Source organism: Sinomonas sp. (genome assembly GCF_036848755.1).
GTDB lineage: Bacteria > Actinomycetota > Actinomycetes > Actinomycetales > Micrococcaceae > Sinomonas.
Map to the genome: position 1 here is coordinate 13,228 of NZ_DAIUJO010000050.1, position 13,609 is coordinate 26,836.

14 protein-coding genes and 2 pseudogenes are annotated in these 13,609 nt (G+C 69.7%); 7 read left to right on the plus strand and 9 right to left on the minus strand.

Going from position 1 to position 13,609, the window contains the following annotated elements; all coding sequences use genetic code 11:
* Positions 1-46 precede the first annotated feature (46 nt).
* On the minus strand, positions 47-472 hold the full coding sequence (locus tag V7053_RS09880; protein WP_334172112.1) for a DUF302 domain-containing protein: 426 nt from the start codon (positions 470-472) through the stop codon (positions 47-49).
* An 81-nt stretch (positions 473-553) separates the two neighbouring features.
* Positions 554-1,747: a TerC family protein gene (locus V7053_RS09885; protein WP_334172113.1), complete on the minus strand. Its 1,194-nt coding sequence runs from the start codon at positions 1,745-1,747 to the stop codon at positions 554-556.
* Between the two features lie 311 nt (positions 1,748-2,058).
* Between V7053_RS09885 and V7053_RS09890 the strand changes: the two genes are divergently transcribed.
* Positions 2,059-4,050, plus strand: a complete 1,992-nt coding sequence (locus tag V7053_RS09890; protein ID WP_334172114.1) for a S53 family peptidase — start codon at positions 2,059-2,061, stop codon at positions 4,048-4,050.
* On the opposite strand, the pseudogene V7053_RS19060 reads toward V7053_RS09890, so the two are convergent.
* A pseudogene (locus tag V7053_RS19060) lies at positions 3,992-4,336 on the minus strand (substrate-binding domain-containing protein); the annotation flags it as partial. The gene V7053_RS09890 and the pseudogene V7053_RS19060 overlap by 59 nt on opposite strands.
* A gap of 96 nt (positions 4,337-4,432) precedes the next feature.
* On the opposite strand from V7053_RS19060, the pseudogene V7053_RS19065 reads away from it, so the two are divergent.
* From V7053_RS19065 to V7053_RS09915, 5 genes and pseudogenes are all read left to right on the plus strand, one after another.
* A pseudogene (locus V7053_RS19065) lies at positions 4,433-4,621 on the plus strand (ribokinase); the annotation flags it as partial.
* A gap of 265 nt (positions 4,622-4,886) precedes the next feature.
* A complete protein-coding gene (gene fbaA, locus V7053_RS09900) occupies positions 4,887-5,909 on the plus strand; it encodes a class II fructose-bisphosphate aldolase (RefSeq protein ID WP_334172116.1) in 1,023 nt (340 codons plus the stop codon).
* A 16-nt stretch (positions 5,910-5,925) separates the two neighbouring features.
* Positions 5,926-6,354, plus strand: a complete 429-nt coding sequence (locus V7053_RS09905; RefSeq protein WP_334172117.1) for a DUF3151 domain-containing protein — start codon at positions 5,926-5,928, stop codon at positions 6,352-6,354.
* A 205-nt stretch (positions 6,355-6,559) separates the two neighbouring features.
* The gene (locus V7053_RS09910; protein WP_334172118.1) at positions 6,560-7,180 is read left to right on the plus strand and encodes a CG0192-related protein; all 621 of its coding nucleotides are present in this window, start codon (positions 6,560-6,562) and stop codon (positions 7,178-7,180) included.
* Positions 7,181-7,404: 224 nt separating this feature from the next.
* Complete coding sequence (locus tag V7053_RS09915; protein WP_334172119.1) at positions 7,405-8,202, plus strand: IclR family transcriptional regulator; 798 nt, start codon at positions 7,405-7,407, stop codon at positions 8,200-8,202.
* Between the two features lie 82 nt (positions 8,203-8,284).
* Here the strand turns inward: V7053_RS09915 and V7053_RS09920 are convergent, their stop codons facing one another.
* Entirely contained in the window at positions 8,285-9,067 is a 783-nt protein-coding gene (locus tag V7053_RS09920) for a FadR/GntR family transcriptional regulator (protein WP_334172120.1), read from the minus strand.
* A gap of 134 nt (positions 9,068-9,201) precedes the next feature.
* Between V7053_RS09920 and V7053_RS09925 the strand changes: the two genes are divergently transcribed.
* Positions 9,202-9,723 carry a gluconokinase gene (locus V7053_RS09925; protein WP_334172121.1) on the plus strand — a complete coding sequence of 174 codons (522 nt, stop codon included), beginning with the start codon at positions 9,202-9,204 and terminating at the stop codon, positions 9,721-9,723.
* Here V7053_RS09925 and V7053_RS09930 read toward each other — a convergent pair.
* Genes V7053_RS09930 through V7053_RS09950 form a run of 5 tightly spaced genes read right to left on the minus strand, consistent with a single transcriptional unit; the run spans position 9,720 to position 13,430 of the window.
* Positions 9,720-10,949 carry an NAD(P)/FAD-dependent oxidoreductase gene (locus V7053_RS09930; RefSeq protein ID WP_334172122.1) on the minus strand — a complete coding sequence of 410 codons (1,230 nt, stop codon included), beginning with the start codon at positions 10,947-10,949 and terminating at the stop codon, positions 9,720-9,722. The two genes, V7053_RS09925 and V7053_RS09930, sit on opposite strands and share 4 nt — an antisense overlap.
* 4 nt (positions 10,950-10,953) lie before the next feature.
* Positions 10,954-11,313, minus strand: a complete 360-nt coding sequence (locus V7053_RS09935) for a non-heme iron oxygenase ferredoxin subunit (RefSeq protein WP_334172123.1) — start codon at positions 11,311-11,313, stop codon at positions 10,954-10,956.
* Positions 11,310-12,104 carry a GvpL/GvpF family gas vesicle protein gene (locus tag V7053_RS09940; protein ID WP_334172124.1) on the minus strand — a complete coding sequence of 265 codons (795 nt, stop codon included), beginning with the start codon at positions 12,102-12,104 and terminating at the stop codon, positions 11,310-11,312. Before V7053_RS09940 ends, V7053_RS09935 begins: the two co-directional genes overlap by 4 nt.
* Positions 12,101-12,424, minus strand: coding sequence for a gas vesicle protein K (locus V7053_RS09945; RefSeq protein WP_334172125.1), 324 nt, complete (start codon positions 12,422-12,424; stop codon positions 12,101-12,103). The genes V7053_RS09940 and V7053_RS09945 overlap by 4 nt, the downstream gene beginning before the upstream one ends.
* Positions 12,402-13,430: a gas vesicle protein gene (locus V7053_RS09950; RefSeq protein ID WP_334172126.1), complete on the minus strand. Its 1,029-nt coding sequence runs from the start codon at positions 13,428-13,430 to the stop codon at positions 12,402-12,404. The genes V7053_RS09945 and V7053_RS09950 overlap by 23 nt, the downstream gene beginning before the upstream one ends.
* Between the last annotated feature and the right edge of the window lie 179 nt (positions 13,431-13,609).

The following is a 13,609-nucleotide window of genomic DNA, read 5'->3' on the forward strand; positions in this document are numbered from 1 at the left end:
CTGGAGCGCGAAGGCGCCCTGGAGCGCCTGGGTGATCTGGAGCGCGTCAGCTCGCCGGGCGCGCCTCCGCGACGATCAAGGACAGCGCCGCACGGAGTTTCACCGCTGCGTCGTTGGCTACAGCCCGCACCTGCGGACTGTCGCTGAGCTGGATCATCGCCTCGGGATCGATGGCGTCGATCATGGTCACCGCGTCGCCTTTCCCCCGGCGCACGACCACGTTGCACGGCAGGAGTGCCCCAAGCTCCGGTTCCACGGTGAGCGCACGTCGCGCCAGCCCTGGATTGCACGCGCCGAGAATCACGTAGTCGCCGAGTTCAGTCGCGGCCTCCGTCCCGAGTTTGGCCGAGAACGTAGCCCGAATGTCGCTCTCCGAGAGGATGCCGAAGCCCTGTCCGGACAGTGCGGCCCTCGTCCGCTCCATGGTCTTGGCGAACGACAGCGGGACCGCGACGGAGAACGTGTAGGACATGTCGGTTCCTTCCGGGGAGTGCCTGACCCCTTCGAGCCTGTTCGGCATTCCCGCGGCGGGCTAGAGGCGGAAGGCTCCTGTCTAGCCGGCCGTGCGCAAGTACTCGGTGTGGCGCGCCTGCGCCTCGCGCACCTTGGCCCTGATCGCCTCGACGTCCTTGGCCTTGTCCCGATACTTCTTGTCCATCGTCTCGATCGCCGCGAGTTCGTCGGTGAGGTTGCGGTAGATGCGCTCGCGCTCGTGGGGGTCGGCGGTGTACCCGAGATCGAGGTAGCTCTCGGCATGCCGCCTCGCGTTGTTGATGGCGGTCTGCGCCTTGCCGGCGGGGCTGACGAGGGACGCGACGACGGTCACCGCGAGGACCCCGACGATGACGACGAGCGAGAGGCCGGTCGTGACCTCGAAGACTTCGACGTGTTGGCCCCCGTTGATGAACGGCAGCGTGTTCTCGTGCAGCGCGTGGAGGACGAGCTTCGCCCCGATGAACGCGAGGATTGCCGCGAGGCCGTACGAGAGGTAGATCAGGCGGTCGAGCAGGCCGTCGAGGAGGAAGAAGAGCTGCCGGAGGCCCATGAGCGAGAAAGCCGTCGCAGTGAACACGATGTAGGCGTTCTGCGTGAGCCCGAAGATGGCAGGGATGGAATCGAGCGCGAAGAGGACATCAGTGCCTCCTATGGCCACCATCACGAGGAGCATGGGCGTGAGGACGCGCTTGCCGTTCTCGATCGTGAAGAGCTTGTCGCCGTCGTACTGCTGCGAAGTGCGCAGGAACTTGCGTGCCAGACGGACGATGACGTTGTCCGCTTCGTCTTCCGCGTGGCTCTCGGGCGTGAGCAGGTGGCCCGCCGTGATGAGGAGGATCGCGCCGAACACGTAGAAGATCCAGGCAAAGCTGTTGATGAGGGCGACACCGAGGAAGATGAAGACCGTCCGTGCGATGAGCGCGAAGACGATGCCGAAGAGCAGGACCTTCTGCTGGTCCTCGCGCGGCACCCGGAAGCTCGCGAGGATCACGAGGAAGACGAAGAGGTTGTCCACCGAGAGCGCCTTCTCGGTGATGAAGCCGGCGAAGTACTGGCCCCCCATCTCTGTACCGCCGAGGGCGAGCACGACGACGCCGAACAGCACCGCGGCGCCGACGTAGACGGAGGACCAGAGGGCCGCTTCGCGAAGAGTGGGTACGTGGGCCTTGCGGATATGGAACAAGTAGTCGAAGGCCAGAAGCGCGAGGATCACCACGATGGTGACGGTCCAGACGAGGGGAGAGACGGACATGGAGTCCCTTTCGCAAGGTAGGCGTGACCGCCACAAGTCTTTCCACCCGTTCGCCGGACGTTTCGTCCGTTCGGACAGGCCGCCGCACCCGGCCAGGCTCCCGTGCCCGACGTGTTGACGTGTGCGGCGCGTCGGATACTCCCCTGCGCACCTTCAAGCCTACAGGGCGCGCCATGGATCCCCAATTCACAGGGAATTCACAAACTCACAGAAAACTCTCAGGTTTTCGGGCCTCCCTGCAAAGGTTGTTTCAGAACTAGTGTCGCTCCCAACCGGGACATTCACGAGAGTCTCGCGACGGGAGAAGATCCATGCCTGAACATCACCGGTCCCCTCGACTTTCCCTCCGTATCTTCGCGGCCGCCGCCGCGGTGACCTGCGCAGCAGGCCTCGGGACGGCGGCCTCCGCCGTCGCCTCGCCGCCGAGCCCGCCGCCGTCGAGCTCCAAGGCATACCCTGGCTCGGTCCCGTCGTGGGCCGGTTCCCGGACGAAGACGGGGAACCCGCTGAGCAACACGACCGTCGAAGGGGAGATCTACTTCAACCTCCGCGACCTTGCCGGAGCAAAGGCGACCGCGGACGGCGTGTCGACCCCCGGCAGCGCGACCTACGGGCAGTACCTCACGCCGCAGCAGTGGATCGACACGTACGCTCCGACCCAGGCCACGTTCGATGCGACCGTCAACTGGCTCAAGTCTCAGGGCATGGCCATCACCGGTACTCCCCAGAGCCGTCTCTATGTCGTCTTCCGCGGCACCGTCGCCCAGATCAACGCGGCGTTCAGCACGAGCGAGCAGAACTACAGCTTCGACGGTCAGACGCTCATCGGTCCCGCGACCGCCCCGTCAGTCCCCGCCGAACTCGGCGACGCAATCCAAGGCGTATCGGTCGATCAGGGCAAGCTCCTGACCCATCCCACGAACGCGACTCCGGATTCGGGTGAGACGGCTCCGGCTGCGAGCAAACCGATCCAGCCGCCGCTCAGCGTTCCCTGCTCCGACTACTGGGGGCAGAAGACCGCGAATCTGCCTGAGGCGTACGGCACCACGACCTTCCCGACCTACATCTGCGGCTACACCCCCACTCAGCTGCAGGGCGCCTACGGGATTTCGCCTGCGGGAACCGTTGACACCACGGCGGGCGCTGGCCAGAAGGTCGCGATCATCGACGCGTACGCGTCGCCGACCATCGTCCAGGACACGAACACCTGGTCGGCCGCGAGCGGCGTCCCACAGCTTGCGGCCGACCAGTACCAGCAGATCGTCCCCGACTCGAGGATGTTCCTCGACAAGACCCTGTGCCAGGAGCCGAGCGGCTGGCAGGGCGAGCAGACGCTCGACGTCGAAGCCGTCCACGGCATGGCCCCCGCCGCCAGCATCCTCTATGTCGGCGGCAACAACTGTGGCGGCGGCCTCGACCTCGCCATGTCGACGATCTTGGACGGGCACCTGGCGAACATCGTCTCCAACAGCTACGGCAACGTCGGCGAAGCACTCCCCGCGAACACCCTCATGGGCGAGCAGAACATCCACCTCCAGGCAGCGGCCGAGGGCGTGGGGCTCTACTTCTCGAGCGGTGACTCGGGCGACGAGGTGGCCAACCTCGGCTACGCGTCTCCGGACTTCGCGGCGAGCTCGCCCTACGTCACCGCGGTGGGCGGCACGAGCCTCGCGGCCGGCCAGGATGGCAGCTACCTCTTCGAGACCGGCTGGGGCACGGCGCGCCAGCGGGTCGTCCCTGACTCGACGGGCCAGCTCGTGTACGCCGGTTCGCTGCCCGGGCCCTTCCGCTTCGGTGCCGGCGGCGGAACGAGCGCCGTCTTCGCCCAGCCCGCGTATCAGGCAGGCACGGTCCCGGCGTCGCTCGCCCAAGGCCACCGCGTCTCGCCCGACGTCTCGTCGCTCGCGGACCCGTACACGGGCTACCGCATCGGCTACAGCCCGATCACGAACGACAACGTCCTCAAGACCGGCTCCTTCGCCTTCGAGGGCATCGGCGGAACGTCGCTCGCGTGCCCGCTGACGGCAGCGCAGATGGCCGTCGCGCAGGCATCATCGGGCAAGGTCATCGGCTTCGCGAACCCGACCATCTACGCGGCAGCAGCCGCCGGCGGCGCCCAGCGCGACGTCGTGCCGCCAGCGCAGGAGAAGGCCGTCGCCTTCTCGAGCACCATCAGCGGCAACACCTACCTCGTCGGGATGAACCACGACTCGTCGCTGTTCACCGCTCCGGGCTACGACGACGTCACCGGCGTCGGCAGCATGACCGAGGCGTTCGCACAGCAGGTCGCGGCGCTTCACTAGCGCCGGGCCCAGGAGGCCTGCTCTTCCGTTGGGGGAGCGGATAGGAGGACGACGACGGCGCGTGGGGCGCCGTCGTCGTCCTTGCTTTAACGCCCGTGGGCTCTAAAGCCCGTTTGGGCGCTGGAGCCCCATTGAGGCGCTCGCCGTCGAAGCGCCGGCCGTCGAAGCCGGCAACCGCGAGATCCTCCGGGACGGTGAGCCCTGCGGAGCGAGCCGCCTCGAGAACCCCGTACGCGTGGGTGTCGGTACAGCACACCGCTGCGGTGACGCCGGCCGCGCGCCACTCGGGCCAGGATTCGGCGCGGCCGCGTGGCCCCGGTGTTCGGCTACGGCCGGGTGCTGCGGATCGGCCTCGTCGGCAGTCTCGTGACGGAACGGGCGCGGCGAGAACAGCATTGTGATCGTCCCCGGGGCAAACGGCAGCCTGTCGCCCGACGACGTCGCCCGGGCTTCCGCTGTGTTCGACGGCGCGGCGGCCGTCTGCCTGTGCCTCGAGGTGGCCCAGCCGACCGTGCTCGCCGCGGCCCGCGCGGGCAGGGCAGCGGGCGCGACGGTGATCCTGAACCTTTCCGGCCGGCGACGGGCTCGCCGAGGCTGCCCGGTACGCCTCCGTGGCCGCGGCCCTCGCGACGACCCGGCACGGCACTCAGGCAGCGTATGCGAGCGCCAGGGAGGTGGAAGCGCTCACCGCCAGAGCGGCCGCGCGCCCCTAGGCCGCGGCCGGGCTGTCATGTGGCCGTCGGCTCGCCCCCGCCGCCGCGCCGCTCGCTAGGATGTGAAGTGGCCAGCAAACCGCCGCGCAGTTCTGCCGCACGGACCTGAATCGAGGACATTCCATGCCTATCGCCACCCCTGAGAAGTACGCCGAGATGATCGACGCCGCCAAGACCGGCGGCTACGCGTTCCCGGCGGTCAACGTCACCTCGTCCCAGACGCTCAACGCGGCGATCCGCGGCTTCGCAGAGGCCGGCTCCGATGGCATCGTCCAGGTCTCCACCGGTGGGGCTGCCTACTGGTCCGGCGCCTCTGTGAAGGACATGGTCGCTGGCTCGCTCGGCTTCGCTGCCTTCGCGCGCGAGGTCGCGAAGAACTACGACGTCAACATCGCCCTGCACACAGACCACTGCCCCAAGGACAAGCTCGACGGATTCGTCCTCCCGCTCCTCGACGCGTCCGAAGCCGAGGTCAAGGCCGGCCGCGACCCCCTGTTCAACTCGCACATGTGGGACGGCTCGGCCGAAACCCTCGAGGAGAACCTCCGCATCGCGAAGGACCTCCTGGCCCGCACCTCTGCCGCGAAGATGATCCTCGAGGTCGAGATCGGCGCGGTCGGCGGCGAGGAGGACGGCGTCGAGAACGCCATCAACGAGAAGCTCTACTCGTCGGTGTCGGACGGCCTTGCGACCGTCGAGGCCCTCGGCGCGGGCGAGAACGGCCGCTACATCACGGCGCTCACGTTCGGCAACGTCCACGGCGTCTACAAGCCCGGCAACGTGAAGCTCCGCCCCGAGATCCTCAAGGAGATCCAGGCCGAGGTCGGCGCGAAGATCGGCAAGGACCGCCCGTTCGACCTCGTCTTCCACGGCGGCTCGGGCTCGAGCGCGCAGGAGATCGCGGACGCCGTCTCCTTCGGCGTCATCAAGATGAACATCGACACCGACACCCAGTACGCGTTCACTCGTCCCGTGGCCGGCCACATGTTCAAGAACTACGACGGCGTCCTCAAGGTCGACGGCGAGGTCGGCAACAAGAAGACCTACGACCCGCGCGTGTGGGGCGCCTCGGCCGAGGCCGGCATGGCCGCCCGCGTCGTCGAGGCCGCGCAGCAGCTCGGCTCCGAGGGCAAGTCCATCAAGTAGCCCGGCCGAGGAACCGATGAGCGACGAATTCCGTACCAACCTGCTTGGCCCCGAGCCCACGCGGCTCCCGGCCGAAACCGAGGTGTACCAAGGCCTTGCGACCGGGCACTCGCCGCGTGACCTCGTGGTGAAGCACCCGGAGTCCTCGCTGCTGTGGGCGCTGCTCTCCGAGGAGGCGTGGGCGGCCGGCGATGTGGTCGAGGCCTACGCCTTCGCCCGCGTCGGGTACCACCGTGGCCTCGATGCCCTGCGCCTCAACGGCTGGCGCGGGGCCGGTCCCGTCCCCTGGGAGCACGAGCCGAACCAGGGTTTCCTCCGGGCCCTGTACGACCTCGGCCGGGCCTCATCCGCAATCGGAGAGGACGGCGAGCCCGAGCGGATCTCGACGTTCCTCGACGAATCGGACCCGACGGCAAAGAAGGCCATCGAGGACCTGGGACACTAAGCCGCCGCCTCGCCCGCCTCGCCCCCCACCCCCACGTTTCGGGTACGGCTATCGCCGCTTCGGGGCGTTTTGGGTACGGCTATCGCCGCTTCGGGGCGTTTTGGGTACGACGACGCAGGGTGCCTTCCCCACGGAAGGCACCCTGCGTCGTCGTCCGCCGCCGGGGTTCGCGCAGGCGGGAGACGCCGTCACTAAGATGGGCCGCGTGGCAGTCATTCATGAAGCGACCCTCGTCCCCGGCAAGCTTGAGCTCCTCGACGGGTGGTTGGCGCGCCAGCCGTGGGTCCCGGCCGATGAAGGCCTGCGACAGCTCTCGCTCACGCGTCTCGGCACGTATCGTTTCGACGATCCTGACGGCGAGGTGGGCATTGAGGGCTTTCTTCTGGCCCGGGGTGAAGCCCTCGTCCACGTGGTGCTGACCTACCGCGGGGCGCCGCTGGCCGGTGCCGAAGGCTCGCTCGTCGGAACAATGGAGCACTCGGTCCTCGGTACCCGCTGGGTGTACGACGGGCTCGGCGATCCCGTCGCGGTTGAGGCTCTGGAAAGAGCAGTCCGAGGCGAGCAGAGCCAAGCGGTGCTTGAGCTGCACGCCGGTGGAAACGTAGTGGGGCAGCGGGAACCGGATGTACGCGTGCGCTCGGCGATCGTTGATGCGCCGATGGATGCTCCGACGGACGGGCCGACGTCTGGCGGTTCGGTGGCCGAGGTGCGGGGCCCGCGCGGGGTACTCCGCGTGGCGCGGGTACTCGATCCGCGTGGATGGAGCGGCCGATCGCTCGTCGCCGAGTGGGAAGGCGGAGAGGCCGTCCTGGCGAGCCTCGCCTAACGGCGGAGCGTATATCTGCTTGGCTGAGCTGCTAGACCGTGGGGAATTTGCGCCGGAGATGCGTCTGAGGGCAGCACTCAGAGAACGACGGCGGTTGGCCGGCGTGCGCTGGGCAGCCGTACCCGAGTTGCTGGTGGGGCGTGGTTTGTGTACCCGAGTTGCTGGTGGGGCGTGGTTTGTGTACCCGAGACGGGTGGGGGCGGGCGGGGCCGTAGAGTTCTGGTGTGCAGAAGTTCCAGATCGTCAAGAAGCCTGCCTATGCGATCGAATCCGTCGACAATGCGCTTCAGCTCATCCTGCTCCTGCAGGAGCGCGACGCCCTCCGGGTCAACGAGGCAGCCGAGCGACTCGGCGTCGCCCCGTCGACGGCGCACCGGCTCCTCGCGACGCTCCTGTACAGGGGCTTCGCGCTGCAGGACGAATCGCGCCGCTACACCGCCGGCCCCGCGCTCCGCGGCGTGACTCGCCAGGGCCGGCTGCAGGAGGTCGTCTCGACCGCGCTTCCGCAGCTTGAGGAGCTCGCGTCGGCGGTGGGGGAGACGGTCAACCTAGTGGCCCGGTTCGGCACGAGCGTGCGGTTCATTGCGAGCGTCGAGTCCGCGCAGCTCCTGCGCGTGGGGGATCGGTCCGGGACTGTCCTGCCGGCGCGGCTCTCATCCGGGGGCAAGGCGATCCTCGCGACGCTCGACGGCGAGGCCCTCCACCAGCTCTACTCCGGGCGCGTCGCGCAGCTGGCTGGAGACCACTTGTCGGCGGACGAGCTCGGGGCACTCCAGGAAGAGCTCGCAAGGGTCCGCGCGAAGGGTTACGCGCTCAACTTGGGCAGGACGGAGCCGGACATCGCCGCGGTCGGCGTCGCCGTTCCGGCTCCTGCCCAGCGTTCATGGCTCGCTGTCTCCCTCAGCGCACCACGCTCTCGGGCCGAAGCGCTCGACCGGCCCGACACCCTCGCAGCACTGCGCGGATGCTGCGACACCATCGCCGCGTCGCTGGAGGCCGTCCAGCTCGCAGGGCCGCATTAGCTCCCCCGGCCCCGCTAGCTCGCAGGGCCCAACGCGCTCGCGGGGCCGTACCAGACCGAACCGCAGATTCTGAAGGCCGGAATCAGACGGCAAGCCGGAGGGCGGCCCGCACCTCGTGGAGTACGTCCCGCATGAAGGACTCGGCGCGAGCGGCGTCCCCCTCGCCGATCGCCTCGGCCACCCGCTGGTGGGCCTCGAGCGCCTCGTCCCGGGGGTGAAACGGCATGAGCCCCTGCCGGGTCCTGCTCGTGAGCACTTCGGAGACCATTCCGTCGAGCGCCGCAAACATCTCGTTGCCGCTGCTGCGCAGGATGAGCCGGTGAAACGCGATGTCGGCTGCGAGGAAGGCCTCGAGGTCGCCGCCCTCGCCCAAGCGCCGCAGTTCGCCCGCGAGCCGCATGAGCTCGAGGCGCTGGGCGCCACTCGCGCGGCGCGCCGCGCCGGCGGCGGCCACGGGTTCGACGGCGATGCGGAGCTCGGTCAGGGATGCGTACTGCTCGTCGCGCCGGACCGAGGCGAGGCGCCACCGGACGAGCTGAGGGTCGTAGACGTTCCACTGCGACGGGTCCTGCACGACGATCCCGACCCTGCGGCGCGAGGTCACGAGGTTCATGGTTTCGAGGACGCGCATGGTGTCACGCGCCACCGTGCGCGAGACGCCGTGCTCGCGCTGGAGCTCCTCGAGGGTCAGCCGGCGCCCGGGCTCGTAGCGCCCCGAGGCGATGCCTTCACCAAGGGAGTCGAGCACGCGGCGGTGGAGGCCGACGACGTCGGGGGCGTCGGCGGACGTCGGAGCAAGCCGCGCGCCGTCGGGCCCGTCGGGCGGGGCGGCGAGTGCGTCGTCGTTCGCCTGGGGAGTGGTCATCGGTCCCGACCTTTCGCGTGAGTAGCCTCACGTAAAAGTATTACCTATTTCACGTAATGGTGCTATCTTTGAAGGGCGGCGCGGGCCGCATGGCGCTTCTTCGGAAGCCAATGACGTCTTCTGCGGAGGTAGCGATGGAATCCCTGCATGTCGTGGTCATGGGTGTGGCCGGAGCCGGCAAGACAACTGTGTCAGCCGCCCTCGCCGACCGGCTGGGCTGGGTCCTGGCCGAGGCGGACGAGTTCCACCCCCAGGCGAACGTCGACAAGATGGCCAGCGGCATACCCCTCACGGACCAGGACCGCTGGCCCTGGCTCCGCAGCATCCGCGACTGGATGACCACCCAGGCCGCAGCCGGCCGGAGCACGGTCCTGACCTGCTCGGCGCTCAAGCGCAGCTACCGCCGGCTCCTCGCCGATGCGGACGGCCGCGTCGTGTTCGCACACCTCGACGGCTCGCCGGAGTTGCTCGCGGAGCGCATGGCCGGACGGACTGGCCACTTCATGCCGACCGGCCTGCTCCCGAGCCAGCTCGCCACGCTCGAACCCCTCACCGCGGACGAGTACGCGACCGGAAGCCTGCGCCTCGACATCTCGCAGTCTCCGGAAAGCCTCGTCAACGCCATCCAAGCCACGCTGCATCTGCCCGTCGCCTAGGGGAGAAGCCTTCGCGGGGGGATCGCGGGATCGGCAAGGGCCCCCGCATCCGGCGTGAGGCCGCGGTCCATGATGCGGCGCGCCGCTCGGATCAGGAGCGGGAGGTCGACGGCGGCGGCTGCCAGGAGATGCCCGTCGTCGGCGAGGAGGAACGCCGCCTGGGGGACGCCGTCGACCTCGCGCAGCACCGTGGTTCCACCCGTGATTCCGCCGAACGTCCCGACCGCCTCGACGTGCACGCCGTAGCGATCCGACCAGAACCACGGCGATCCGAACTCCGGCGGCGCCTGACCCAGCATTCCGGCCGCGGCCGCCTGCCCTGACCGCACGGCCGCCTCCCAGTGCTCGGCTCTTCGGGCGAGCGCCCCGTCGGGGCGGCGCAGGCGTGAGCCGTCGCCGGCCGCGAACACGGCCGGGTTCGAGGTCGCCCCAGAGGCGTCGACGAGCACCCCGTCGTCGGCCTCGATCCCGGCGTCCGCGGCGAGGCTCGAGTCCGGTACGACGCCGATCCCCGCCACGACCGCGTCGGCCGCCAGAACGGAACCGTCAGCGAGCCGCACGAGGTGCGCACCGTCGTCGGACGGGGCGATCTCCAGGGGGACGGACGCAATGGTCCGCACGCCGTGCTCGGCGTGCATGGCGTGGAGCCGCTGCGCGAGCGCCTCGCCCACGGCGGGCACGAGCGGCGCGGCGAGGGGATCGACGAGCGTCACCTCGGCCCCGAAGCCGACGGCGGCTGAGGTCACCTCCGCCCCGATGAGCCCCGCGCCGACGACGACGACGCGGGCACCCGGCACAAGGACGGCCCGGAGGGCGTCGGCGTCTGCACGGTCCCGCAGGGTGTGCGCTGACTGCCCGCCGGGAACGGGGAGCTGCCGCGGCCGTGCGCCCGTGGCGAGAAGGACGCGGTCCGCGTCCAGGACCGTCCCATCAGCCAGCTCTACAGCGGCCTCGGCCGGGCGCAGCGCGACGGCACGCGCGGCCAGGACGTCGACCCCGTGCTCGGTGTACCAGGCTTCGGAAGCGAGGGCGATCTTCGCGGCGTCCTCGCTCCCGACAAGGTAGCCCTTGCTGAGCGGGGGACGGTCGTAAGGTGGGCCCTCGGGGGAGAGGACTGTCAGGGCACCGCCGAATCCCCGCGCGCGCAGCTCGCTCGCCGCGCTGAAGGCGGCCACCCCGCCGCCCACGACGACGATCTGGCGCGGCACACCGCGGTCCGGGGGCACGCCCTCAGTCGGTGGCGCGGGCGGCGTCGTCCGCTGCCACGCCGGGGTAGAGGACCACGCGACCCTCCTCGACCGCGACCTTGTGCGTCAGCGCGTCGACCGTCGCTGGCAGGCACAGCACCTTTCCCGTGCGGAGGTCGAAGCTCGAGGAGTGCAGGGGGCACTCAACCGTGTCGCCTTCGATCCAGCCCTCCGCGAGGGAGGCCTCCTCGTGCGTGCACGTGTCGTTGAGCGCGAAGAAGCAGCCAGACTCGGTGTGGAAGACGGCGATGGGCTCGTCGAACCCCGAATCTTCGGGCTCCACGACGCGTGCCGTGCCCTCTTCGATCTCGTCCGGACTCCCGACGTCGATTCCCTCAGTCATGCCGTCCACTCTACCGACGGCACGTCGGGTACGTCGGCGAAAGAAAAGGGGGGCCACGGGCCAAGGAATGTCACGGAAATCCCCGGCTCCTCGGCCTCGATGTCGCCGAGTTCGGCGCCGAGGCGTGGGACGTCCTCCTCGCCCGCGAGGACGGCGACGTTCAGCACGGTCACGCAGCCCTCCGGGGGATGCCCTCGGACGTTCTCCGCGAGGTCGCGGGAGAGCCGGGCCAGTCGGCGCCGATACTCGGGGTACAGACGGTCGGCGGCCTCCTCCGCGCTGGCCCGGCGGAGCGACTCGAGCCGCTTCCGGAGCAGGCGCTGAACGCCTGCTGGCCTCCCACGGAGGCCCTCCTCGAGCTCCCGCACCTCCTCACTCCCGGCGCCTGCGGCGTCCTCCCGGAGTGAGATCTCGACGCGCAGTTCGACGAGTCCGTGCAGGGCCTCGAGTCGGCGCGCGAGGGCTGGGGCGGAGCGGTCGAGCCAGGCGCCGAGCCGATCCTCCGCCGAGGCACCGTCCCCTGGCGAGACGATGACGTTGAAGCCCATGGGCAGCACAGCCCTGGTGGCCGCCCAGCAGCGCTCGACGACGTCGCCATGCTCGAGGACGCGGCGTTCCGCGGCCTCGTCGGAACCGCTGTACGGCGGCTCGCGATGCCGATGGACGACGGCGGCCACCCCCTCCCGAGCCGACACGAGTTCGAGCGGCGCGCCGTCGATGCCGCGGCCCAGGTCGGCTTGGCTGAGTCGCGACGGGACGACGGCGTAGACGTACAGGCCCTCGTCGGTCACCCGAGTTCCCCTCTGGTCTCATCCCAGCGCCCCGGATTCGTGACCTTGTCGACGAGGTCCGCGACGACGTCGTCCAGCCCGCGCCGCAGCTCCTCGACCGACTCGTCGATCCCGTGGTCGCGTTTGAGCTGGGCCATGGCTTCGTCGAGTTCGAGGAGGGCGTTCCCGAGCCGGTCCTGCTCCTCTTCCGTGAGCGATCCTCCCTCGATCCGGCGCACGGCCTGCGCTTCGAGCGCCTCCTGAATTACCTCGACGAGCGTCACGACGAGAGTCAGGACCCCGTTCTTCAGATTGTCCTCATCGATTCTGAGCGTGCTCATGGCCCACCTCCTCCGGTGTCAGAAGCTCAAGCCATCCGCGCCACTGGCCCGGTTCGGCTGCGGCAAGGCGGACGACGCCGTGCGGGGTCTCGACGATGAGCGGCTGCAGGCCCTCCGGGACATCCGCGATCTCCCGCCCGTTCCCCAGGGTTGCGGTCAGAATGTCCGACGGCGGCACCCTCACCGCCGGCCGACGGTCGCCGTCGCCGTGCCACGTGAAGCCCCGCTCACGGTCGCACCGACCCGTGCCTCGACGCCAGACTGCACCGCCGGATCTGGCCTCCGCGAACCAGAGCTGGCCTTCGCCCACGGTGGTGTCGCGCGCCGGCGTGCTGCGCCTTTCCGTGGTCTCCCCGCCACTCTCGCTGCGCGCCTGCTCGAGCAGGCCGCGAAGCTGGTCGGGCCTCGCGGCCGTCAGGCGAGTCGTGCCGCCGTCGTCCGTTCCGACGATGAGGCGTGGAGCGTCCTCTCCCCCGGCCGTCCGCTCCGACACGATCCCGACGTGGGAGATCCTCCCGAGCGGCGCCTCCCACAGGAGCGCGGCGGGCTCGCGTCGGTGGACGATGAGCCGCTGCGTGGTGAGATACACCGTCCCCGGCTGCCAGAAGCCGTTCGGCGGCTCATCGCGGAACGCGGAACCGGGCATGCGAGTGACGACCTCCTCGTGCTCCCCGAGAGTGAGCCCTGCGGGGAGGGAGCGGCGCGCCCATGCGCGGGTGCGCTCGTCCCAGTCGTCCATCATCCCGTACTCGAGGAGAGTCTCCATGCCCGCGAGTGCAGCTCGAAGGCTGATGCCGATGAGCGGCACCTCGGCCACCGTGATGATCGCGTCGAGATCCAGGTAGACGCCCTTCGTGAGGAGCGTGTCGAGAAGGCGGGACAGAGTCGACTCGGAGTCGCGACTCGGAGTGAGGGGCTGGCTGCGTGCTCGGCGCGGTGGCCCGTCACGTAGGGGCCCGTCACGTGGCGGCTCGTCACGTAGGGACTCGTCGGGGTCGCGTGGCATCTAACCCTCGTCCTCGGCGCCGGCTTCGCGCCTGCTGCCCGACCTGCGGGTCCTGGACTCGCCGTCGTCGTGCTCCTCGCGGTCGGGGCCTTCCCCGCCGTCGGGCCCTTCGCTGCCCGACTCGTCGCTGCCCGACTCGTCGCTGCCCGACTCGTCGCTGCCCGACTCGTCGCTGCCCG